Raw genomic sequence first — 25106 nt, 5'->3', positions numbered from 1 at the left:
GCGGTGAGTTCACACCGCGTGCCCGCCTATTTGTGAGGCTTCTATGTTCGGTCACCCGCCACTGAGACGTCTGACCACCACTTTGCTCACGGCCCTAGCTCTGCTGGCCACTACCGCGATGACCGCCCAGGCGGCGGATGAGCCGCCGGACGGCGAGCTCCCGCCGCGCACGTGTCCCACCTTCAACGGCGATCCCACCGCTCCGGACGAGTTCGAGGCGTACCAGCTCGCGCTCGCCTGCAACCGCAACGTCGAGGTGCTGTCGTTGCGCGATATCGATCGGCAGGCGTTCGCAACGCCGGCCGGTGTGCTCGACACCCAGATCGCGGTTGAGCCGTACTGGGTGCAGAACTCCGCGGGCGCGTGGGTCGACATCGACCCGACGCTCGCCGCGCGACCGGACGGGTCCGCGCAGGCGGCCGCGACGGTCATCCGCATCGAGACCGGCGCCGGCGGTACGGCGCCATTCGTGACCGCCACCGACCCGGACGGCGGCGTACTGTCGCTGACTTGGCCGAAGGGCCCGCTGCCCAAGCCGGTGATCAGCGGCGCGGTGGCGACCTTCCCGAATGTGCTTCCGGATGTAGACCTCGCCGTGCAGGCCGAGGCCGTCGGCTTCTCTTGGGTGCTCGTGGTGAAGACCCCCGAGGCGGCCGAGAACCCGGAGCTGGAAACGATCCGGGTCGGCATCACCACCACCGGGCTGACCGTGCGAGAAGACCCTGAGTCGGGGCGGATCGACGTACTGGATGCTGATGGTGACGTCATCTTCGAGGCCGGCCAGGGCATCATGTGGGACTCCACACCGGCTGGAGCGCGGAAGCAGACGGCGGCCGACCCCGCTCGGATCGGCGATGTCGACGTACAGAAGACCGCGACGGGTCTCACCCTGGTTCCGGACACGAAGATGCTGGCGGACCGGACGCTGAAGTTCCCGTTGTACATCGACCCGCCGTTCACGTCGACGCGCAAGGCGTGGGCGAACGTGTTCCAGGGTCGCCCGAGCCAGGGCTGGACGGGAGACAGCAGCTGGCCGCGATCCGGTGGTATGCGGGTCGGCAACGACACCTGGAGCACCTGTGGTGACGGCTGCGGTCTGTGGCGCTCGGCGATCAAGCTCGACATCGGAAAGCTGAAGGGGAAGTACATCGCTTCAGCCAGCGTCAACATGCTCCAGACGCACACCGGCGGTTGCGGTGACCAGGGCCTCCAGCTGTGGCGCACCGGCGAGATCTCGAACGGGACCTCCTGGAAGAACGTCAACTGGTGGTACGGCGCTCCGTTGCAATCCAAGACCGTGCCTTCGTCGAACACGACCGGCTGCTCCGGCAAGTCCGACGAATGGGTCGAGTTCGACGGCTCGAATGTCAAGAAGCGGGTCCAGTCGGCGGCTGCCCACAAGGACTCCACGATCACCTTCGGTCTGCGGTCGTCCAACGAGTCGTCCCGGGACGCTTGGCGCCGGATCAAGACCTCAAGCGTCAAGCTGCACGTCACGTACTACATCTACCCGCCGCACCCGGACCGGCTGACCGTCGACGGCAGCGGCTGCGACCCGACCGAATCCGGCTCGCCGTGGATCAACGAGCGCTTCCCGACCTTCGCGTCCCGCGTGCGGACCTCGGAGTCGGACTCGGTGTACTGGCGATTCCGGGTGCGCAAGTCCTCTTCGGAGACCAACTTCCACTACTACCGCACACCGGCCCCGGTCGCTGCGTCCCCGCAGTCCAAGAAGAGTACGACGTCGCTCCCCGACGGACCGTACAAGTGGCAGGCGCGCAGCGACTCGCGGCAGAGCGAGGCCGTGAACTCGGGCTACACGAACTACTGCTACTTCCGGGTGGACGCCACCACGCCGACCGTTCCTGCTGTGACCGGACCGACGGGGGCCGTCACCGAAGGATCGACCGTCAATCTCGCGGTATCGGCGAATGACCCCACCGTCAACGGATCCCGCTCGGGCCTGAACCGCTTCGAGTACTCGTGGAACACCGACACGTTTGACCAGAAGATCGCCTCGACCGGTACGGCGACCATCCCGCGCGCGGCGGTCACCGCTGGCCGGCACGTCCTGTACGTCCGCTCGGTGGACAATGCCGGCAACAAGTCGAAGCAGCGCGTGTTCACGTTCTTCGCGGGCCGCAACATCCCGAAGACGCCGATGGCCGCCTGGCCGCTCGGCAGTGATCTGGTCGACGACACGAGCCACGGTAAGGACATGACCGTGCTCACCGGCGACCCGGCGTTCGTGACCGACACCGTCGATCCCACCAACTCCGCGGTCGAGTTCGACGGCAACGACTGCCTCAAGGCGCCGACCGCGATCCGCACGGACGCCGCGTTCAGCGTTGCCCTGTCGGTCCGGATGGACGCGATGAACGCCACCGGGTACACCAAGGTGCTTGCCCAGGGCAACACGAGTCACTCGATGTACCAGATCCAGCACAACGGGGTGGACGACACTTGGTCCTTCTCGCTGGTCGATGCACCCGGCGACACCTACGGGTGGAAGAGCATCACCGTCGCGAACCCGGTTGCCCTCGGCAAGTGGTTGCGCATCGTCGCGACGTACGATCCGGATGCCGGACTGCAGCGGATCTACTTCAACGGCACCCTCGCCGGAGAGCGCGCCGTGAGCTTCACGCCGTGGAACGCTACCGGCTTCTTCAGCCTCGGCTGCCTGCCTACCTCGAGCGGCGGCGCGTCGCACGCGTTCACCGGTGCGGTGGACAACGTGGGCGTCTGGCAAGGCCTGATGACCCCGGCCGAGATCACGGCCGGGGCGAAACTCCCGTACGGCGAGATCGCGCACTGGGACCTTCGCGGCGACGGCACGGACTCCAGCGGATTCGGTCGCGATCTGACCCTGCCGGCTTCGGCCGAACAGTCCTTCGACCCGTTCGGTCGCCCGGATGGCGCGCTGGTTCTCGACGGTCAGTCGTGCGCCACGACGAGTACGCCGATCGTTCCGTCGGACACGCCGTTCGGTATCGGTGCCTGGGTGAAACCCGAGCAGGTCAAGGGCGGACGCCAGGTGCTGTTCTCCCAGGCGGACTCCGCCGGAGACGGTTTCGCGATGATGATCACCGCCGAAGGCAGGTGGGAGCTGGGATCGCTGTCCCAGATCGGCCTGTCGAGCATGGGCACTCGGTCGGCGGGAGGTATGTACATCGCACCGAAGGTCGGCTGGCAGTACGTCGAGTTCCAGTACCACGGCAATGCGAAATGGACGGCCAGTGTCGACGGCCGCGATGGCGAAATCTGGACCCGTGGTCTGCCCGGTCGCGCGGATGCACCGCTGACCGTCGGTTGCCACAAGACGGGTGACTTCTTCAAGGGCTTGATCCACGACGTCCAGGTGTGGCGTGGGGTCAAGCCGACGTACTCGCTGAAGGAATCCGCGCCCGCGGAGGTTGCCTCGTGGTGGGCGCTGGAGGAGACAGGCGTCGATGAGTCCGGGAAGGGCCGCAATCTGACCTTCACCGGCACACCGCGCTATAATGACGGCTTTTGGGACAACCCGGACAGCGCTCTCGAGTTGGACGGCACGAACTACGCGGCGACGACCGCGCCGGTGGTCAACACCGACGAGTCGTTCACCGTCGGAGCCTGGGTGCGACTCGACGCGCTCGATGTGCACCAGACCATCGTGGCGGCGGGCGGTGCGAACAACACCGCGCTCCGGCTGCGATACAGCCCGACGTACCAGCGCTTTGAGTTCGGTATGGCAGTGCAGGACGTCGCCGACAGCACGACTCATTGGACGAGTGGCGGTCCGGCGCCGACGGTCGGCACCTGGTACTTCGTCGTCGGCAGCTTCAACCTGCGCACCAAGGCCATGCGGCTGTACGTCAACGGCGATGAGGTCGGCGGCACCACCGGCCCGGCCAGCCCGTGGAAGTCCGCGGGACCGCTGGCGATCGGTGCCCATGACACAACCACCGGGTCACCTTCGCACTACTTGAAGGGCCGGGTGGACGACGTCGTGGTCTGGCACAGCACGGTGTCTGCCAAAGCCGTCAAGAACATGTTCGGCACCAACGAGACGGTGGTGAGTTGACGATGCGAAATCTCAAGGTCAAGGCCGGTGCGGTCGCGACCTCGATGGTCCTGTCCCTGCTGGTGCTCTCGTCCTCGGCGTTCGCGAACTTCGAGCGCAACCCGCAGGCGTACTCCTCGACACCCGTCGAGGCCGTCGCCGGTGCCGACTCGGCGTTCAAGGACGCCGCCGCGGACTGGTCGGGCGAAACCTCCGATGCGGCCGGTGACGCCGACGACGGCAACTGGTCGGCCACGGACCTGGCTGCGGCCGGGGCCTGGTCCCAGGGCGGCTCGTCCGGCGCCTTCTCCTACAACTACGACCTGCGGCTGCCACCGGCCGCCGGACCAACACCCTCGGTCGGCTTGTCCTACTCGTCCGCCGAGCACGACGGGCGGACCTCCGGGACGAACAATCAGGCGTCGATGGTGGGTGACGGCTGGTCCGCCTCGCCGAGTTTCATCGAGCGCACCTACATCGCCTGCTCCGACGACAAGAACGGCAATCAGGGCGACGACCCGACCGGCGACCGTTGCTGGGAAGGCGATTCGCCGTCGCTGAGCATCACTCTCGACGGCGTCAGTACGTCGCTCGTCCTCGACGACACCACCAAGAAGTGGAAGGCCGCGGACGACGTCAACTGGCGCGTCGAGCACTCCGGATCCCGGGCCACGGCAAGTGGCGCAACCACGGAACAGTGGACGATCACGACCACCGACGGAACCAAGCACCACTTCGGATCCGTAGCCACGTCCCGCTGGACGATGCCGGTGTTCGGCAACCACTCCGGCGAAGCCTGTTACAAGGCAGGCGATTTCAAGGGCTCCCGCTGCAATCAGGCGTACCGCTGGATGCTCGACAAGTCGGTCGATGTCCACGGCAACTTTGCGCAGTACACGTACGAGACCGCGACCGGTCGGTACGCACCGGCAGTCTCCTCCGACACCCAGGCGACGTACATCCGTGATGGCTGGCTGAAGACCGTCGAGTACGGTCAACGCACCTCCGTCAAGACGGCCAAGGTTGAATTCACCACGGCCGACCGCTGTCTTTCGGACTGCCGCGAATCCAATGGTGATCCGAAGACGTCGAAGTGGCCGGACACACCGTGGAAGCTGACCTGTACGGCGGGGACCAAGTGCGAGGAGTACTCGCCGGCCTTCTTCTCGGCGAAGCGGCTGGCGTCGGTCACCACCTATGTTGCCTCCGGCACCGGATACACGCCGGTCGACTCCTGGGCGCTGACCCACGAGTTCAAGAACTACGGCGACAAGGAACAGATCGTCCTCTGGCTCTCATCGGTCAAGCACACCGGCCACGTCGGCGGTACGGCGACCACCCCGCCGACCGAGTTCGGCGGAACCTTCCTGCCGAACCGCGTCGATAACGGGGAGTCGTTCCCCGGAATCTGGCGCCCGCGGCTCACGTCGATCAAGAGCGAGACCGGCGGCGTCACGACGATCAACTACACTGAACCGGACTGTCGCGCCGGGAGTTTGCCGGCCAGCGTGCACCAGAACAACCGCCGTTGCTTCCCCTCGCGATATACCCCAGAGGGTCTGACCGAGCCCGTCGACGTGTACTTCCACAAGTACGTCGTACGGTCGATCGGCGAGTCGGATGCGACCGGTGGCGGTGACACGGTCTGGAAGTTCTACGAGTACTCCACCGACGGCGGTGGTACGAATGCGCTGTGGGCGTGGAACGACGCGGAGTTCGTGCAGAAGAAGGACCGCGACTGGAACCAGTGGCGCGGCTACGCGCAGGTCACCACCCTGACCGGCGACCCGGCGGACCCGGGACCGCAGCTGCGATCCCGCTCCCGCTACTACCGCGGCCTCGACGGTGATCGGCTGCCTGGTGGTGAGAAGCGTTCGGTGACGGTGACGGGTGAAGCCGGCAATACCGCGCCGGATCACCGCGCCCTCGCCGGAGCCGAGTGGGAAACCGCCTCCTTCGACGACACCACCCTGATCGGCACCGAGAGCACCTGGTACTGGACATCCCGCACGGCGAAACGCACCTACGACGGTGGCACGATCGAAGCCTGGCTAACCGGCGAACGCCGTACCGACGCGCGCACTTTGCTGGCGTCCTCGGTCTGGCGGACGGCGCGCACCGAGACCGCGTACGACGACCTCGGGCGCGAGGTGCGAGTCGACCAGCAGGGTGATATCAGCAAGCCAGGCGACGAGCGCTGCGTCCGCACGACGTACGCCGACAACGCGACCGCCTGGCTCCTGGAGTCGGTGTCAACCGTCGAGTCAGTGTCGGTCGGCTGCGCCGCTACGGCAAACCGCCCGGCTGACGTGATCGGCTCGGTACGCGCGTTCTACGACGGCAGCAGCTCATTGACTAGCGCCCCAACCAGGGGCCTGATGACACGGTCCGACGCGCTCGAGACGTGGGACGGCACGGCGACGTACAAAACAATCGGTACGTCGACCTTCGACGCCCTCGGCCGTCAACTCACCGCAACCGACGCGCTCGGCAACAAAACGACAACAGCCCACACCCCCAGCGCCGGCGGCCCGGTCACCTCAACGGTCACCACAAACGCGCTGGGACACGCCACCACCACGAAGCTCTCGCCCGCCCGGGGTATGGCCACCGAGACAGTGGACGCGAACTCCCGGCGTACGGTCGCTTCCTACGACCCACTCGGCCGCCGGACCGCCGTCTGGCTACCCGGCAGGGATCCGGCGACGGAGGGTCCCAACCAGAAGTTCACCTACACCATCTCGCAGACCGCTCCGACCACGGTGAAGACCGAGCGAATGATCCACGACGGTTCGTATCTAGTGAGCGTCTCTCTGTACGACGGGCTGCTCCGCCAGCGCCAGGTACAAGCCCAGACCGACGGCGGCCGGCTCATCACGCAGACCGTCTACGACTCCTACGGACGAGAGCGCTACACCTCCGGAGCCGTTTACAACAACGCCTCCGGCCCGACCAACAAGCTCGTCCAAATCAGCAGGACGAACGACCTGTCCCGCACCGAGTTCACCTACGACGGCGCCGGCCGAGTCACCGACGAAATCTTCGTCGTCAAGGGCACCGAGAAGTGGCGCACGTCGTACCGCTTCGGCGGCGACACCACCAACTGGAAGACCACCGTCATCCCTCCGGAAGGCGGGACGAGCACGTCCACCTTGGACGACGCGCTCGGCCGCACGGTCGAGCTCCGGCAGCACCACGACCGCGGTGCGGCCGGTGCATTCGACGCCACGAAGTACTCGTACGCCGGAAACGGCCAGCTTCGCCAGGTCACCGACGCGGCCACCAACAAGTGGACCTACGAGTACGACCTGCGCGGTCGCCGTACGGCGTTGCACGACCCAGACACAGGGACGTCGAAGACGTCGTACAACGCCGCTGGTCAGACCATTGCGACGACCAATGCGAACAACGAGACCGTGGCGTACAAGTACGACGCGCTGGGTCGGCCGACGCAGGTGCTGTCCGGTTCCACGCTGCTCACCGAGCGCAGCTATGACGGAGCCGAGCACGGGATCGGGATGCCGCACAAGTCGACCAAGTGGGTCGACGGGCAGGCATGGACGACCGAGACCGCCAAGTACACAGCCGAAGGTCAGGCGAAGCAGGTCTACACGCACCTTCCCGCGGCTGCGGGCGCGCTGGCCGGCTCGTACTGGGAGGCATTCACCTACAACGAGGACGGCTCGCTGCACACGTACGGTGCGAAGGGCGCGGGCAGTCTGGACGAGGAGGTCATGACGCAGTCGTACGACTCGATGGGCCGACCCGGTCGGGTCACCTCGTGGGGCGACGACTTCGGGTTCGGGCAGGTCTACGTGGACCAGGCGGTCTACTCGCCGTACGGCGATCTGCTGCAGCGCAGGCTTGGCGACCCCGCTGATGTCAGCGGGACCTCCGGACAGACCTGGCAGACGTGGATCTACGAGGAAGGCAGCCGGAGGCTCTCGCAGTTCTACTTCGACAAGGACACCGCCGGCGAGTTCGACGGGTCCAACTACGGGATCGCGGCGTTGTCGTACCAGTACGACAACTCGGGGAACGTGCTGTCCATCAAGGACGATCCGGTACACACCTCGGACAAGCTGGACCCGGAGACGCAGTGCTTCCAGTACGACCACCTGCAGCGGCTCACGGATGCGTGGGCTCAGGCCGGAGTTGCGGCAGCCTGCGGCACCGAGCCGACGGCTGTCGGTGGACCGGGCGCGTACCGCTCGTCGTACCAGTACGACGTGGTGGGCAACCGGACCAGTGAGACCAAGTGGACGCCCACAGGTCCGGTGCAGAAGAAGTACTCCTACACCGGGGCAGGCGAGGCAGGACCGCACGAGCTCACCGGTGTCACCTCGACCGGCGGCGCCTCGACCGCCTTCACCTACGACAAGGCCGGCTTCACGACGAGCATTGACCGTGGCAGCCAGGTGGATGTCCTGAACTGGACCCCCACCGGCCGGCTGGAGACGATCAAGTCCGACGAGGGTACGGCGAAGTTCTTCGACAACGCCGACGGCCAACGGATCCTCCGCGCCGACGCCAACGGCGACCTGACGGCATGGGTCGCGGGCTACGAACTCACCTACAAGAAGGCGACGAACAAGGTCGAAGCCACCCGCTACTACAAGCACGGCGAGTCCGTCGTCGGCGTACGCAACGGCCTCGGCGACATCCAATGGCTGGCCGGTGACCACCACGGTACGAACCAATGGATCGTCAACGGCAACACCCTGACGGCAACAGTGCAAAGGCGAGACCCGTTCGGAAACGTCCGCGGCGCGGCCGCGCCGAGCTGGCCGGACCAGCGCGGTTTCGTCGGCGGTCTCGAGAACGACGACGCAGAACTCACCACCGTCGGAGCCCGCGAGTACGACTCAACCACCGGCCGCTTCCTGTCAGCCGACCCGATCATGGACCTGAAGGACCCCCAACAAATCAACGGCTACGCCTACGCCAACAACTCCCCGGTCACCAGGGCGGACCCCAGCGGTCTGAAGAGCGTCAAGAAGGCATCCCGCGGTGGCCCGGCGTCGAAGGGCAAGAAGCTCAAGAAGCAGAAGAGCAGCCAGGGAGCCGTCCCGCAGAAGCGCAAGCGTCCCGCGGGAAGCTCGATCGAAGCGGAACCACCGAGAATATCTAAGCCACTCCCGCACGGACTACCGGGCACGCCGCCGGGCCCGACGCCCGGGCCGAAGCCTGGTCCCAAGCCGGGCGGCCATGGCGTTGAGAGCAATCGGTTCAGCCCTATCGTCAGCTGGATGTTCGGGGAGATGCAGACCAACGCCAGCAGCGGTGCGACTGCTGCGATGCTGGCATGCAACACGCAGTTCGTGGCCCTGTGCAAGGCAGAAGCGTTGGCAACCTTCTACGGGAAGGTCCACGCAGGCGGCCCGTGGGATCACAAGCCGATGCTCGAGGACGCGCTCGGCGTCACCGACAACGATGACACCAGGTACGTGAATGTTCCTGGCACCAACTACCGGGTGAACCTTGATCTGTGGTCGAACATCCACTACGGCTACGTGGGATCCGCCGCAGGCTTCCTTCCCGGCGAACTTATCGTCGCCCAGAACCTCGACAATATCCCCGGAGTCGGAGGCGCCGGCGATCCCACGGACACGTACGCCGTGCAGATGGGGATCGATCTCTGGAACGAGTACGGTCCGGACATGACGGAGGAGGATTTCTCTCAGTACGTCGTGGACAATCTCGACGAGTTACACGCTCTGGGCGGCTCCAGCGTTCATGGGGATGGTGACTCGCAGAAAGTCGAGTGCCGAATAGGGCTCTCGAGTTGTTGATCGGAGCGGGCGGCATCACTCCCGCCCCCTCCGCCCTCGATTGATCGGAGCGGCTATCCGGTCGGCGGCAGCGCGATGCTCACGCGCGGTCTCGGTGTCTCCGAGGCCCGCGTGGGCATCGGCCAGCGCGACCAGCGCCAGCTCGTGGCGGGCGGGCCAGGGCATGGCGGCGAATGCGTCGACCGCGACCTTCGCGTGGGTGAGAGCAACCTCGTGCTCGCCCAGGATGTTGTGGATGCCGGCGGCAACGAACTCCAGGACGGTCTGGGTGGCGCCGGCCAGGTCGGCCCATTTCGTCCGGGCTCGGGCGGCGAAGTCGGCGGCCATCGCAGGGTTGCCGAGTTCGAGGTGGACCTCGGCGAGGTCGGCGCAGGTTTCCGGTTCGAAGGTGGGCAGCTTGCGGAGTTGAGACAGTCGGAGCTCCTCCTCGAAGGCCGCGCGGGCCGCGTCGGGGCGGCCCGCGAACAGGTTGATGTGGCCTTGGATTTTCATGCACCACATGTCGAGGAAGGGGTGCGGTTGCCGACGTGCCAGGGTGAGCGCCGCTTCGGTGGTTTCGAGGGCTTGGTCGTAATTGCCGACCGCGACCTGCACCTCGGCGGCGCACAGGTCGAGGCGAACACGAAGCGCGGGGGTGAGTCCATCAGCCCACAGTGTCTCGGCGCCCTGGACGTACGACTCGGCTTCGTCGAGCTGCCCGGTGCTGACCAGGGTCTGGATCAGGCTGCTGGTGAAGATCTGCTGCGACCGGAGATTGCCCGAGCCGATCGCCAGATCCACCGCTCGCCGCAGCGACGCGGTCGACCTGGCGTAGTCGCCGTGGTCGAACAGGTAGATACCGAGGTTCCCACTCGCAATGGTCTGTTCCCGGTCGCTGAGGCCCTCAGCCAAGGTCAGCGCGCGCGTGCCGAGCTCGATCACCTCCGTGGTGCTGCCTTCGGAGCGTTTGGCGTTGGCCATCATGCTCGTCATCCGGAACAGCCCGAGGTCGTCCCCGGCCTCGTCCGCTCGCCGAGTGGCTATCTCGATCAGGTCGTAGATGCGCCGGGTGACCCGCCACTCGTTGATGGTGTTCCGCAGGGGCAGGACGAGGCGCCACAGCCGCGGATGATCCTGGAGCGCCTCACACGCGAGGAAGACGTTGGCCTCCTCGTCGGTGATCGGCTGGTAGGCCCGGTCGTGATGCCACTCGATGAACCGATCGATCAGCACCGTCCGGCCATCGCTGTTCAGATCACGCTCGCCCGCGCGCCCGGCGTACAGGCGCACCAGGTCGTGCATCCGGTACCGCCCTGGCCGGTGCTGTTCAACCAGGTGCGCGGCAACGAGTCCGCGCAGCGTGCGGATCGTATCCGCCTCGGACAGCCCGGACACCGACACGATCAGCTCCTCGGCGAAGTCTTCGCCGGGCAGAGTTCCCAGCCGCGCGAACAGATCCCGGGCGTCCTGGTCGAGGACGCGATGCGACAGATCCAGGTTCGCGGTGACGGCCGCGGCGGGATCGCCGTCGACGGCCAGTACGTCCAGCCGGTCTCGTCGCTCCAGTTCCACCACGTAGTCCGCGATTCGGGCCGTCGGTTCACCAGCCAGCTGCGCCGCAGCGATCCGTAGCGCGAGCACCAGGTAGCCGCACAGCTCGGCCAGCCGTTCCGCAGCGGCCGGCTCCGACTCGACGCGCTCCGCGCCGAGGATCCGGGTCAGCAGTTCCACGGCATCCGCTCGTTCCAGCATGCCGACCGGCACGGGCCGCGCATCGTTCAGCGCGATCAGTCCCGTCAGCCGGTCGCGACTCGTCACGATCGTGAACGAGCCCGCGCCCGGCAGCAGCGGCCGGACCTGCGCGGCGTTGCGCGCATTGTCGAGAACCACCAGTACGCCGCGCTCGGCGGTGACCGTCCGGAACAGCTCGCCGGCCTCCCCGGCGCCCTCCGGCACTTCGTCCCGCGGCACGTTCATTGCCACCAGCAACCGTCCGAGCGCCTCCCGGGACGACATCAGTTCGCCCGCGTCGAAGCCACGCAGGTTCACGTACAGCAGGCCGCCCGGAAACCGCTCCACCATCGAATATCCCCAACGCACAGCCAGCGCAGTCTTCCCCGCGCCACCCGGCCCGACCACCACAGCAAGCGCCGCATCCTCCGCGAACTGGTCCAGCGCCTTCAGCTCCGCCGTCCGCCCGGTGAACCCGCTGATATCCGACGGCAGCTGGATCGGCGTGGCCGGTGTCTCCGCTGCATCCAACTGCGGGTCCTGATCCAGGATCTGCAGGTGCAGATCACGCAGCCGCTGCGACGGGTCCGCCCCCAACTCATCGCGCAGCCGGACCCGCACGGTCTCAAACCGAGTGAGCGCGTCAGCAGGCCGACCGCTGCGGTAGTAAGCAAGCATCAGCAGTTCAGCGACCGGCTCAGCCAGAGGCTCGGCATCGCTGAGCGCTGCCAAATCTCCCAGTACGGCGGCGTGGTGCCCGGCGTTGAGTTCGGCGGCGTACCGCTCGGTGAGCAGTTCGAGTCGTTCGTTGGCGAGTGCAGTGCGCGTGTCGTCGGCCCAATGGCCGCTCAACCCCACGAGCGCGTCATCGCCGACCAGTTCGCAGGCCTGGCGCCACAGCTCGAGGGCTTCGTCCATTCGCCCCGAGCTGTTCAGCTCAACCGCCTCGTCGCGCAGCGCCCGCACGGCGTGCAGATCGATGTCGCTTGGTTCCATCTCCAGCACGTAGCCGTGCGACCCAGCCCGCCGGATCGCCGCACCCGGAATCGGCTTCAGTGCGGATCGCAGGCGAGCGACGTACGAGTAGAGGACGTTCAGGACGGCATCGGGCGGATCCCCGTCCCAGACTCGATCGATCAGTTCGGCCTGCGCGACCGGCGTACCGGGCCGCAGAGCAAGCGCGGCCAGCACACACGCAAGCTTGGGCGCGCCGATGTGGGCCGAGTTGATGGTGATCGGGCCGAGCAACCGGATCCGGGACGGGGGAGGCGGCATGCTGTGCACGCTAACAGCCGCCGGTCTCAATCCGCCGAACAACAGGACGTATACGTCTGCTGGACGTATCGGCCCCGCTCACCGGCAGCCATCCGACGACGAGACCGATATACGTCCTGTTCTTGTGCATCTCCCCGGGCGGCTCGGATGCGGCCCGGGAGGTACGGCGCTGGTTGCTCGCCGCTGTGGCCGGCTCACAGAGGTGGGGTGGCTGGGCGGGTCTGTGGCTGAGCTGGTTGGCGAGGTCAGCGCCCGAGGTGAATGTCGCCTGGGGCTGACGGGCTGTGGTCGCTGCCGGACAGCAGCGACCAGGCCGGGTAGCTGACGGGTCGCCTTGTCTTTGTGCGCAAGATCCATCTTTGGGTATCCACCAACCGTTTCCGGGGGCTCGAAGTGGTTGGTGGGTTCCCAAAGATGAGTGGCGTGCACAGAGAGCGGNNNNCCGGGGTGAATCATCACCCCGGCGCTTTCCAGCCCGCGCGAGTGAACCCACCGTGCCCGCGAGCGAGGGGTGCCTGTCGAGGTGGGGGTTGCCTGTCGAGGTGGGGGGTTGCCCGTGGAGGTGGGGGGTTGCCCGTCGAGGTAGGGGGATGACCGTGGAGATTCTCGATGGGCAACCCCCCAACTCGAGGGATATCCCGGCAGGTGGTGCGGAGTCCTGCGACGCCTCATCGTCTACCGACCCACCACACCCAACCATCGCTGCTTGACACCCTTAGCTCCAGGGGCGGCTGTTCTTCGGAGGATGGCTAGCGGTGTCTCCGTGCTCGGTTGATCGGGGCGGCGATGCGGTCGGCGGCAGCTCGGTGCTCGGCGGCGGCTTCAGGTTCGCCGAGGCCGGCGTGGGCGTCGGCCAGGGCGAGCAGTGCCAGCTCGTGCCGTGCCGGCCAGGGCATGGCAGCGAACCCGTCCACCGCCGTCTTTGCTTGGGTGAGCGCCGCGTCGTGTTCGCCGAGTCCGTTGTGGATGCCGGCCAGCACGAGGTGCAGGAAAACCTGGAAGTTCTGGGACATCTTGGGCCATCTTCTGTGCCCTTCGGCGACGAGCTCCGCGGCCCGGGAGTACTCGCGGAGCTCGACCAGGACATCGGCGAGATCGCACAGGACCTCTGGTTCGAAGGAGACCATGTTCCGCTCGCGCGCGAGTGCCAGTTCCTCTTCGAAGGCTGCGCGTGCCGCCTCCGGGCGGCCCGCATGCAGGTGGATCTGGGCTCGTAGCTGCTGGCGCCACATGTCCAGCTGACCGTACGAGTCCTGGCGGGCGATGGCGTCGGCCGCGTCGATGGCGTCCATGGCCAGGTTGAACTCACCTGTGCTGAGACAGAACTCCGCGTCGGAGAGCGTGAGCCGGAGGCGCTGGTCGGGCGTGAGACCGTCTTCCCCAAGTGTCCACGCACTTCGTAGGTATGCCGCAGCGTCATCGAACCGGCCGAGCCGTGCCAGGACTTGGATCATGTTGCCGGTGAAGAAGATGAGCTGGGCCGGATTATGGCCCGTCGCCGTCAGCAGATCGACCGCCCGGATGAACGACGCGGCGGATCCCGTGAAGTCTGCGTAGTCGAACAGATAGATGCCGAGGTTTCCGCTCGCCGTGGCCTGTTCCCGATCGCTGAGAGAGTCGGCGAGCGCCAGGGCGCGAATGCTGGACTCCAGGGCATCGGCACTGTCACCGTGCGAGCGATGAGCGCCGGCCTGCATGCTCGTCATCCGGAACAGTCCGAGGTGGTCCTTCGAGTGCTCAGCCCGGAGGATTGCCACATCGATCAAGCGATGGACGCGGCTGATCGACCGCCATTCATTGATGGTGTTGCGAAGCGGCAGCACCAATCGCCACAATTTCGGATGATCCTGCAGTGCCTCACACGCGAGGAAGATGTTGGTCTCCTCCTCGCCGATCGGCTCGAAGGCGCGGTCGTGATGCCACTCCATGAAGCGCTCCACGAGCGCTGCCCGTTCGTCGTTGCTCAGTTCTTGTTCGCTCGTTCGGGCGGCGTACAAGCGGACCAGGTCGTGCATCCGGTACCGGCGCGCCCGGTGTTGTTCGATGAGATGCGCGGCGACGAGCCTGCGCAGTACTCGTGGTGTGTCAGATTCCGCGAGCCCGGCCACGGACATGATCAGCTCTTCGGAGAAATCCTCGCCGGGCAGGGTTCCCAGCCGGGCGAACAGATCGCGGGTGTCGTCGTCGAGAACGCGGTAGGAGAGCTCGAGGTTCGCGGTCACGGTCGCGGCCGGGTCGCCGTCGACGGCCAGCACGTCCAGCCGATCCCGCCGTTCCAACTCGGCTACGTAATCGGCGATCCGGATGTGCGGCTCACTGGCCACGTGGGCGGCGGCGATTCGCAGTGCGAGGGCCAAGTGCCCGCACAGCTCGGCCAACCGCTCGGCCGCCTGTACCTCTGCTTCGACTCGTTCCGCGCCGAGGATCCGGGCGAGCAGTTCGATGGCCTCCACCTTGCCGAGCGTTCCGACGGGCACCTGCCGGGCGTCGTTCAGTGCGATCAATCCCGTGAGACGATCGCGGCTCGTGACGATGGTGAAGCAGCCCACCCCGGGAAGCAGCGGCCTGACCTGCTCGGCGTTGCGCGCGTTGTCCAGAATCACGAGCACGCGCCGGTCGGCGGTGGTGGCCCGGAAGAGCTCGGCAGCTGCATCGACATCCTCGGGTACGGCTTCTCCGGGGATGTTCATTGCCACCAGCAACCGTCCGAGGGCTTCGCGTGGCGACACCATGTCACCTTCGTCGAAGCCGCGCAGGTTCACCGAGAGCAGGCCGCCGGGAAACCGGTCGACCATCGAATGTCCCCAGTGCACGGCCAGGGCGGTCTTGCCCGCGCCACCTGGTCCGACGACCGCGACAAGCGGCACCGACTCGGCGAGCTGATCCAGCGCCTTCAGCTCCGCGGTCCGTCCGGTGAATCCGCTGATGTCCGACGGCAGCTGGATCGGCGTGGTTGGTGCCTCCACCGCATCGAGCTGTGGGTCCTGGTCCAGGATCTGGAGGTGGAGGTCGCGCAGTCGCTGTGACGGGTCCGCGCCCAGCTCGTCGCGCAGCCGGACCCGGATGGTCTCGAAGCGAGTGAGCGCGTCAGCAGGCCGGCCGCTGCGGTAGTACGCAAGCATCAGCAGTTCAGCGACCGCCTCGGCGAGAGGCTCGGCGTCGCTGAGTGCAGCCAGATCCCCCAGTACGGCGGCATGCTGGCCGGCGTCCAGTTCGGCCGCATACCGCTCAGTCAGCAACTCGAGCCGTTCGGCCGCGAGCGCCGTACGGGTCTCGTCGGCCCACCGACCGCTCAACCCCACCAGCGCGTCATCGCCAACCAAGTCGCACGCCTGGCGCCAAAGCTCTAGCGCCTGGTCCGAGCGTTCCGCCGACTCGGCTGCCTGCTCTGGGTGTTCCGTCCGCTCGGGTGTCTCGTCCGGGCGTGCTGCTATCGTCCGGGCCTCGTCGCGCAGCGCCCGGACGGCATGCAGGTCGATGTCACCCGGCTCGATATCCAGCACGTACCCGTGGGACCCAGCCCGCCGAATCGCAGCCCCCGGCACCGCCTTGAGAGCCGAGCGCAGCCGGGCGACATACGAGTACAGAACGTTCAGGACGGCGTCGGGCGGGTCGCCGTCCCACACTCGATCAATCAGTTCGGTCTGGGCGACCGGCGTACCGGGTCGCACTGCGAGGGCGGCCAGCACACACGCAAGTTTCGGTGCGCCGAGGCGGGTTGACCCGATGGTGATCGGGCCGAGCAACCGGATCCTGGTCAGGGGAGGCGGCATGTCTAGCGGTGCCTTCGTAGTTGGTTGACCGGACACGCGATCCGGTCGGCCGAGGCTCGGTGCTCGCGTGCGGTGCCGGGATCGCCGAGGCCCGCGTACGCGTCGGCCAGTGCTACCAGCGCCAGCTCGTGCCGCGCCGGCCACGGCATTGCTGCGTAGCCCGTGACCGCTTCCGTCGCGTGGGCCAGCGCGGTCTCGAATTCGCCCAAGCCGTTGTGGACACCCGCGAGGACCAGGTTGACGAAGACCTGGAGGCCGCGGCCGACCTGCGGCTGTTTCCGGCGAGCCTCGGCGATGAGCTCGCCGGCCCCGGCGTACTCGCGGAGCTCGACCAGCACGCTGGCGAGGTAGGACAGGGCCTCCGGTTCGTAGGAGACCATCTTGCGGCTTCGGACCTGCCGGACCTCCTCGTCGTACAGGGCGCGGGCCTCTTCGGCGCGGCCGCTGTGCAGGAGGATCTGGGCTTGGACCTGCATGCACCACATGTCGAGATGGCCGTACGAGCCTTGGCGGGCGATGGCGATGGCTCGGTCGGCGGCCACCATCGCCCGCTCGAAATCGCCGCGGTTGAAATGGATCTCCGCGTTGGACAGTTCGAGCCGGATGCGCTGCTCGGGGGAGAGTGCGTCCTCGCCCAGGGCCTCGGCGCTCCGCACGTAGGCCTCGGCCTCATCGAACCGGCCGAGCCTGACCAATACCTGAGCCATGCTGCTGGTGAAGATGAGCTGGGACCGGGTATTGCCCGACGCGATGGCGAGGTCGACGCCCCGGATGAACGCCGCCGCGGATCCGGCCAGGTCGCCATAGTCGAACAGGTAGATGCCGAGGTTCCCGCTCGCGACGGTTTGCTCTCGGGCAGTGAGCGGTTCGGCGAGGGTGAGTGCACGGGTGCCGAGCTCGATCGCGGCATCGCTGTCGCCGGTCGCTCGGCGCGCAGTGGCCGCCATGCTCGTCATCCGGAACAACCCGAGACCGTCCGCCGCCTCTTCTGCTCGGCGGGTGCCCACTTCGATGAGTCGCTGGACGCGGCTGATGAAACGCCACTCGTTGATCGTGTTGCGCAGGGGAAGTACGAGTCGCCACAGCTTCGGATGGTCCGCCAACGTTTCGCAGGCGAGGAAGATGTTGGTCTCTTCGTCGTTGATCGGTTGGTAGGCACGGTCGTGGTGCCACTCGATGAAGCTGTCGATGAGTGTCGATCGGTCCTGCTCGCCCAACTCCCGTTCGCCCGTCCGTGCGGCGTACAGACGCACCAAGTCGTGCATCCGGTAGCGGCGGACCCGGGGTTGTTCCACGAGGTGTGCGGTGACGAGGCGTCGCAGCGCTCGCAGGGTGGCGGTCTCGGCCGACCCGGACGCCGAGGTGATCAGCTCTTCGGCGAAGTCTTCCCCGGGCAGCATCCCCAAGCGGGCGAACAGATCGCGGGTGTCCTGATCGAGGACGCGGTAGGACAGCTCCAGGTTCGCGGTGACGGTTGCGGAAGGGTCGCCGTCGACGGCCAGTACGTCGAGCCGGTCGCGCCGTTCCAGTTCGTCCACATAGTCGGCGATCCGGATGATCGGTTCACCGGCCAGGTGTGCCGCGGCGATCCGCAACGCCAAGGCGAGATGCCCGCACAGCTCGGCGAGTCTCGCGGCTGCCTCCGACTCTGACTGGACCCGGTCCGCGCCGAGGATCCGGGTGAGCAATTCCATGGCTTCGGCCTGGTCGAGCATGCCGACGGGTACCGGGCGGGCGTCGTTCAGTGCGATCAGTCCGGTGAGCCGGTCGCGACTCGTCACGATCGTGAAGGCGCCGGCGCCCGGCAGCAGCGGCCGGACCTGCTCGGCACTGCGGGCGTTGTCGAGGATGACCAGCACGCCGCGATCGGCCGTCGTCGCCCGGAACAGCTCGGCAGCCGCATCGACATCGTCTGGTACGGCGTCACCCGGCAGGTTCATTGCCACCAGCAACCGTCCGAGAGCCTCGCGCGGTGACACCATGTCGCCTTCGTCGAAGCCGCGGAGGTTCACGTAGAGCAGACCGCCTGGGAACCGGTCGATCATCGAATGTCCCCAGTGCACAGCCAGCGCGGTCTTGCCTGCGCCGCCCGGGCCGACGACCGCGGCGAGTGACGCAGACTCTGCCAGTTGCTCCAACGCTTTCAGTTCGGTGGTTCGGCCGGTGAAGCCGGGGATGTCGGAGGGGAGTTGGATGGGTGCGGCCGTTGGCAGGTCGAGGGTGGGGTCGTGGTTCAGGATCTGTAGGTGGAGGTCGCGTAGGCGCTGGGATGGGTCTGCGCCGAGTTCGTCGCGCAGCCGGGTGCGGGTGGTCTCGAAGCGGGTGAGTGCGTCGGCGGGTCGGCCGCTGCGGTAGTAGGCGAGCATCAGCAGTTCGGCGACGGGTTCGGCCAGGGGCTCGGCGTCGCTGAGCGCGGTGAGGTCTCCCAGTACGGCGGCGTGGTGGCCGGCGTCGAGCTCAGCCGCGTACCGCTCAGTCAGCAACTCAAGCCGCTCGGCGGCAAGCGCGGCGCGCGTCTCGTCGGCCCACCGACCGCTCAACCCCACGAGTGCGTCGTCGCCAACCAGCTCGCACGCTTGGCGCAAAAGCTCAAGTGCCTCGGCCGGGCGCCCCACTCGCTCGAGTGCCTGCTCTGGGCGTCCCGCTCGCTTGCGCGTCTCGTGCGGGCGTCGCACTCCCTCAGTTGCCTCGGCTGGGCGTCCTGCAGTTCTCCGAGCCTCGTCGCGCAGCGCCCGCACTGCGTGTAGGTCGATGGCGCTTGGGTCGATGTCGAGGACATAGCCGTGGGAGCCGGCTCGGCGGATGGCTGCACCCGGCACGGACTTCAGGGCTGCGCGGAGGCGGGCGACGTACGAGTAGAGGACGTTGAGGACGGCGTCCGGTGGGTCGCCGTCCCAGACTCGGTCGATCAGTTCGGTCTGGGCGACCGGGGTGCCGGGGCGGAGGGCTAGGGCGGCGAGGACGCAGGCGAGTTTGGGGGCGCCTAGGCGGGTGGGTTCGATGGTGATCGGGCCGAGCAACCGGATCCTGGACGGGGGAGGCGGCATGCGCGGAAATTTAACATTTCAACGGTCTAGTGTCCTGAGTCACAGGTTGGACGGCACCGGAGGCGCCCAGGCACGCACCTCGCTGCGTTGGCGAAGCATCCACGATGAACACCGCATCGAGGACGCTCCGCCGCCTTGCGATGCACGCACCTGGACACCTCCGGCACTCGCCCAACCTCTGACTCAGGACACTAGGGTGACCGCGGTCACGGAACTGGCCTCGCCGGATGCGATGGGTTAGCCTCCACATATGAACAGTTCTGCAGATGTGCAGGGTCTGGACGAGTGTGCGGTCCGGCTGGTCGATCCGGAGCGGGTGACGAGTGTCAACGCTCGGATGCCGGCCGAGAACGACATCGTCGACACCGCTGACGTGTTCAGTCTGCTCGGGGATCCGCGTCGGTTGAAGCTGTTGGTTGCGTTGCTCGACGGGGAGTTGTGCGTTTGCGACTTGGCCGCGGTGACCGGGCTCAGCGAGTCGGCGACATCGCATGCTCTGCGGCTGCTGCGCGCGCACCGAGTGGTCGCCGTACGGCGGGATGGGCGGAACGCGTTCTACCGGCTGGACGACGCGCACGTGCGGATGCTGGTCGATCTCGCGGTCGCGCACACCGAGCACACCGACGCGATTCACCCGGAGCGCTGACATGGCCGAAGTTGGGCACGGACACGGCCACGGGCACGCGGTGAGTGGGAACGCGGACCGGAAGCTCCTCAGCGGTGCACTGGCGCTGATCGTCGGGTTCATGTTGGCCGAGGTCGTCGTCGGGTTCGCGGCCGGTTCGCTGGCGTTGATCACCGACGCCGCGCACATGCTGACCGACGCGATCGCGATTGTGCTCGCGCTGGTCGCGATCCGGTTGTCGGCGAAGCCACCGGCCGGCGGGTTCACGTACGGGTTCAAGCGGGTCGAGATCCTGTCTGCCCAGGCCAACGGGATCACCCTGCTACTGCTCGCGGTGTACTTCGTTTACGAAGCCGTCAACCGGATGATCAACCCGCCCGAGGTGAAGGGCGCACTGGTTCTGATCACCGGTGTGGTCGGCATCGTGGTGAACCTGTTCGCCACCTGGCTGATCAGCAAGGCGAACCGCTCGAGCCTGAACGTCGAAGGTGCGTTCCAGCACATCCTCAACGACCTGTTCGCGTTCATCGCCACCGCGATCGCCGGTCTGATCGTCCTGCTGACCGGGTTCGCCCGGGCTGACGCGATTGCCGCGCTGGTGGTCGCCGCGCTGATGCTGAAGGCGGGCGTCGCGTTGGTGCGCGACTCGGGCCGGATCTTCCTCGAGGCTGCCCCGGCCGCGATCGACCCCCAGGCACTCGGCACCGAGCTGTGCGCGATCGATGGCGTCGTCGAGGTACACGACCTGCACGTCTGGGAGATCACCTCGGGTGAGCCGGCGGCCTCGGCGCACATCCTGGTTGCCGAAGGCCTCGACTGTCACCAGATCCGGGTCCGGATCGAGGAGCTACTGGCCGAGCGCCACAGGCTCACGCACTCCACGTTGCAGGTCGACCACGCGACTGGCGACGAGATCGACGCGCACTGTTCGGACGCGCACGGCACTGTGCACCGCTCGATCACAGCCGCTGGACGAGGACCTGACCTGGCCAATCCGGCGCATTGACCCGCGAGACGACGAAGCTGACATCCCGCGTGAAGCCCTGCGACTCGTAGTACCGGATCAGGGCGCCGTCGTTCCCGGCGAAACAGTCGAGCCGGACCTGGGCGATCCCCGCGTCGCGGGCGAGCTTGCGGGCGTGATCGAGCAGTGCGGCGCCGATGCCCTGGCCGGTCGACTTCCGATCGGTGACGAGTAGCCGGACGAACACCTCGGGCTCCTCGGCCGGCGGTACCGGTGGTTTCGCGGAGCCGATGGCGAGTGCACCGACCGCGCGACCATCGCCGACAGCGATCCACAGTCCGCCGTCGGTGGCGAACCCGGTGATCTGCTCGATCCGCCACGGGCTCGTCGAGTGCGGTTGCGTGCCCCACTGGTCGGTCCGCCCCTGGGCAACCAGCCACTCGGTCGCCCCGTCCAGCAGCGCCAACACCGTCGGTACGTCGTCCGCGTCACCCGGCCGCATCGTGATTTCCACGTATTTCAGAATAGATGTCGAAAGCGGTCAGCCAGTCTCTACCTAGGTGTGGAGAAAGGAGCTCAAGGTGAGCGCACAGAAGCTGGACAAGACCTTCACCGCACCGCTGCAGAAGAGCCCGGCCAAGGGTGGCTGGACCTACGTGCAGCTGCCGGGATCGGCGGAGTACTTCGGGACCCGCGGGCTGGTGAAGGTCCGCGGGACGATGGACGGGTATCCGTTCGAGAGTTCGTTCATGGCTCTGGGTGACGGAACCCACAAACTGCCGGTGAAGGCGGATCTGCGCGCCGTACTGGCGAAAAACCCTGGTGACGAGATCACCGTGCACCTCACCGAGCGGCTCTGAACCGGCCAGGATCTCGTGGCGACGATCACAATCTGTCATGTTCTGAGTAAGGACTCTGTGAAGAATCGTTGCTGACCCCCTCCTCGGCTGTGGTTCATCCGGTCCGGACCGTAAGTTCGGTGCGGGTGGTCCGTCGAGGTTTGGGGTGAAGGAACGTGCAACGGGGCTCGCGTGGTGTGCCGTCGGCATGCCCTCACGCGCCGGAGCGGTCATCGTGACGGTGCTGAACAGGGTGCTCGGTGTCGCCGGGGTGGTGGTCCTGCTGGGCGGGATCGCGCTCGGATTCCGCTCGGTGTCGTCGAGCGGGACCGTCTGTGGCTCGGCCTTCCGAACCGCGGCCGGGATCACGCCGATGACGTGCGACAGCGCGCTGAGCAGCGCGGGCACGCTGGTCACCGTGGTGATCGCCGTCGGCGTCGCGCTGCTGGTGGGCGCGATCGCCGTGAAGAAGATCTCGGCCCGCGCCGGCGACTGAATTCGGGTGCGATCATCGCCCGGTCGCGAGATGGTGTCCGGGATGACTATCGAACCCTTCCGGCTCGCCATCCCCGACAGCGAGCTCGCGGACCTGCGGACCCGGCTCGACCTGGTCCGCTGGCCCGACGAAATCCCCGACACCGGCTGGGAGTACGGCGTACCTCTCGCGTATCTGCAGGAGCTCGTCGCGTACTGGCGCGACACCTACGACTGGCGAGCGGCCGAGGCGCGACTCAACGAGTGGCCGCAGTTCACCACCACGATCGACGGCGCCCGGGTGCATTTCGCCCATCTCCGCTCATCCGCGCCGGACGCGATCCCGCTGATCATGACGCACGGCTGGCCTGGTTCGATCGTCGAGTTCACCGAGGTCGCCGGCCCGTTGCTGGAGTCGTTCCACCTCATCATCCCGAGCATCCCCGGCTTCGGGCTGTCCGGGCCGACCCGCGATCGCGGTTGGGAGTACCAGCGGATCGCGCGCGCCTGGGCGGTGTTGATGAGCGAGCTCGGCTACGACCGGTACGGCGTACAGGGTGGTGACTGGGGTGCCGCGATCTCGCGCGAACTCGGGCGGATCCACCCCGAGCGGGTGATCGGCGTACACCTCAATCTGATCCCCGGAGCCGGGGCGACCTCGGAACCGACGGCTGAGGAGTTGGAGCCGCTCGACCAGGCCGAGCGGGACCGGACCTGGGCGTCGTGGCGGCGATTCCAGCAGTGGTCGAAGGAGGAGCAGGGGTACGCCGATCTGCAGTCGACCCGACCGCAGACGCTGGCTTATGCGTTGACGGACTCGCCGGTCGGGCAGCTGGCGTGGATCGCGGAGAAGTTCGTGGCATGGAGTGATCCGGCGAGCGAGATCGATCGCGATCACCTGCTCACCAACGTGATGCTCTACTGGCTGACCCGTACGGCGGGGTCGGCGGGCCGCGTCTACTACGAGCGCGCGCACACGTCGTACGGGGATCTGACGTCGACGACTCCGACCGCTTTGCTCGATCTCGCGCACGAGAACTTCATCCCGTTGCGGCACAAGGTTTCGCGGACCGACAACATCGTCCGCTGGACGAGTCACCCACACGGCGGGCATTTTGCGGCCATCGAACAAGCGGCCGTTTTCGTCGGGGACGTCCGTGCGTTCTTTGTGAGCCTGTCCTAAGTTAGGTAGTGACATAACGGCTGGGGGGCCGTCAAAACGGCGGAACGTCGTCATGGGGGGCGGGGCCGTGATCCGAGTGCTGCTCGGACACCGGGGCGCATTGCTGCGTGGAGCATTGGCCACGGTGTTCGCTACCGAAGATGATCTGGAAGTCGTGGCTGTGATCGACCACGGGGACGACGTACTGCCGGCGTCCGTGCGGGGGCAGCCCGACGTGATGGTGCTCGACGTACACCTACCAGGTGCCGTCGGCATCGATGTGCTGGCGCGTCGGTCGGCGGCCGGTGGAGTGCTGGTGCTCTCCGACCGGGACCTGTCGGCGGGCGCGAGTCTGCGGCTCGTTCGGCAGGCGCCGCGAGTGGGCTTGATCGCAACCGATGCTTCACCTGGTGAGTTGGTCGGTGCGATCCGGCAGATCGCGCGGGGAGAGCCGGTGCTCGATCCGGAGCTGATGCTTGCCGCGATCCGGGTCCGGGACAATCCGCTGACCGATCGCGAGTGCGAAGTACTGAAGCTCGTCACCACCGGGGCGACTGCGCAGGAGGTCGCGCGGAAGCTGTGTCTGAGTGCGGGGACGGTTCGCAACTACCTGTCCCGGATTCTGACGAAGACCCATGCACGGACCCGGATCGAGGCGATTCGCAAGGCCGAGCAGGCGGGCTGGATCTGACCGACTAGGCTTCCTGGTATGGGTTTCACCGGTTTCCCGGCGGCAGCGCTGGACTTCTACGACGACCTCGAGATGGACAACAGCAAGTCGTACTGGACGGCGAACAAACACGTCTACGAGGAGTCGGTCCGGGCGCCGATGGCGGCACTGCTGGCCGAGCTGGAAGCCGAATTCGGTAAGGCGAAACTCTTCCGGCCGTACCGCGATGTCCGGTTCGCGAAGGACAAGACGCCGTACAAGACGCATCAGGGCGCGTTCATCGACCTGGCCCCCGCCACCGGCTGGTACGTCGAGGTGGCGGCACCGGGGGTTCGCGTTGCGGCGGGCTTTTACGAGGCGAGCGCCGAGCGGCTGGCGCGGGTTCGCACGGCTATCGACGACGACCGTCGTGGCAAGCAACTCGAGGGACTGCTGGCCGACCTCACCGCAGCCGGTTGGACGGTCGGTGGTGATCGGCTCAAGACCAGCCCGCGGAGTTATGACGCCGAGCACCCGCGGATCGAGCTGCTGCGGCACAAATCCCTGACGGTCACCAAGTCCTACGGCTTCGAACCCGTCATCCACACGCCTGAACTGGCGGCCGCGATCCGCGCCGACTGGCAGGCCACCCAGCCGCTCCTGACCTGGCTGACCGACAACTCCTAGACCGTGCCGACCCGGTCGCTGGCTGTGACGCGCCTCACCGACTGAACCAAATGACGAATTTGGTCAGTCG

13 protein-coding genes are annotated in these 25106 nt (G+C 66.9%); 9 read left to right on the top strand and 4 right to left on the bottom strand.

Going from position 1 to position 25106, the window contains the following annotated elements:
- Positions 1–118 precede the first annotated feature (118 nt).
- Together ABD231_RS40565 and ABD231_RS40560 are read left to right on the top strand one after the other, a co-directional pair.
- Positions 119–4060 (top strand): LamG-like jellyroll fold domain-containing protein, encoded by a 3942-nt coding sequence (locus ABD231_RS40565; RefSeq protein ID WP_344165325.1) that lies wholly within the window; start codon positions 119–121, stop codon positions 4058–4060.
- 2 nt (positions 4061–4062) lie between these two features.
- A complete protein-coding gene (locus tag ABD231_RS40560; RefSeq protein WP_344165322.1) occupies positions 4063–9831 on the top strand; it encodes an RHS repeat-associated core domain-containing protein in 5769 nt (1922 codons plus the stop codon).
- 15 nt (positions 9832–9846) lie between these two features.
- Here ABD231_RS40560 and ABD231_RS40555 read toward each other — a convergent pair whose 3' ends face one another.
- From ABD231_RS40555 to ABD231_RS40545, 3 genes are all read right to left on the bottom strand, one after another.
- The gene (locus ABD231_RS40555) at positions 9847–12816 is read right to left on the bottom strand and encodes an AfsR/SARP family transcriptional regulator (protein WP_344165319.1); all 2970 of its coding nucleotides are present in this window, start codon (positions 12814–12816) and stop codon (positions 9847–9849) included.
- Positions 12817–13565: 749 nt separating this feature from the next.
- Positions 13566–16589, bottom strand: a complete 3024-nt coding sequence (locus ABD231_RS40550; protein WP_344165316.1) for an AfsR/SARP family transcriptional regulator — start codon at positions 16587–16589, stop codon at positions 13566–13568.
- A 2-nt stretch (positions 16590–16591) separates the two neighbouring features.
- Positions 16592–19636 carry an AfsR/SARP family transcriptional regulator gene (locus ABD231_RS40545; protein ID WP_344165313.1) on the bottom strand — a complete coding sequence of 1015 codons (3045 nt, stop codon included), beginning with the start codon at positions 19634–19636 and terminating at the stop codon, positions 16592–16594.
- Between the two features lie 250 nt (positions 19637–19886).
- Here ABD231_RS40545 and ABD231_RS40540 point away from each other — a divergent pair, with 250 nt between their 5' ends.
- Positions 19887–20282 carry an ArsR/SmtB family transcription factor gene (locus tag ABD231_RS40540; protein ID WP_344165310.1) on the top strand — a complete coding sequence of 132 codons (396 nt, stop codon included), beginning with the start codon at positions 19887–19889 and terminating at the stop codon, positions 20280–20282.
- A 1-nt stretch (position 20283) separates the two neighbouring features.
- Entirely contained in the window at positions 20284–21267 is a 984-nt protein-coding gene (locus ABD231_RS40535) for a cation diffusion facilitator family transporter (RefSeq protein WP_344165308.1), read from the top strand.
- Here ABD231_RS40535 and ABD231_RS40530 read toward each other — a convergent pair.
- A complete protein-coding gene (locus tag ABD231_RS40530) occupies positions 21221–21739 on the bottom strand; it encodes a GNAT family N-acetyltransferase (RefSeq protein WP_344165305.1) in 519 nt (172 codons plus the stop codon). The two genes, ABD231_RS40535 and ABD231_RS40530, sit on opposite strands and share 47 nt — an antisense overlap.
- A gap of 67 nt (positions 21740–21806) precedes the next feature.
- Between ABD231_RS40530 and ABD231_RS40525 the strand changes: the two genes are divergently transcribed.
- The 5 genes from ABD231_RS40525 to ABD231_RS40505 all read left to right on the top strand — a co-directional run bounded on the left by ABD231_RS40525 (position 21807) and on the right by ABD231_RS40505 (position 25036).
- A complete protein-coding gene (locus ABD231_RS40525; RefSeq protein WP_344165302.1) occupies positions 21807–22085 on the top strand; it encodes a DUF1905 domain-containing protein in 279 nt (92 codons plus the stop codon).
- A 145-nt stretch (positions 22086–22230) separates the two neighbouring features.
- Positions 22231–22560 (top strand): hypothetical protein, encoded by a 330-nt coding sequence (locus ABD231_RS40520; protein WP_344165299.1) that lies wholly within the window; start codon positions 22231–22233, stop codon positions 22558–22560.
- Between the two features lie 42 nt (positions 22561–22602).
- On the top strand, positions 22603–23721 hold the full coding sequence (locus ABD231_RS40515) for an epoxide hydrolase family protein (RefSeq protein ID WP_344165296.1): 1119 nt from the start codon (positions 22603–22605) through the stop codon (positions 23719–23721).
- Positions 23722–23788: 67 nt separating this feature from the next.
- Positions 23789–24391 carry a response regulator transcription factor gene (locus tag ABD231_RS40510; protein WP_344165294.1) on the top strand — a complete coding sequence of 201 codons (603 nt, stop codon included), beginning with the start codon at positions 23789–23791 and terminating at the stop codon, positions 24389–24391.
- A gap of 18 nt (positions 24392–24409) precedes the next feature.
- Complete coding sequence (locus ABD231_RS40505; protein WP_344165291.1) at positions 24410–25036, top strand: DUF2461 domain-containing protein; 627 nt, start codon at positions 24410–24412, stop codon at positions 25034–25036.
- The last annotated feature ends 70 nt before the right edge of the window (positions 25037–25106 follow it).

The organism is Kribbella yunnanensis (genome assembly GCF_039529655.1).
GTDB classification, from domain to species: domain Bacteria; phylum Actinomycetota; class Actinomycetes; order Propionibacteriales; family Kribbellaceae; genus Kribbella; species Kribbella yunnanensis.
Note: the sequence above shows the minus strand (reverse complement) of the source record. Positions and strands in the feature narration are given on the sequence as shown.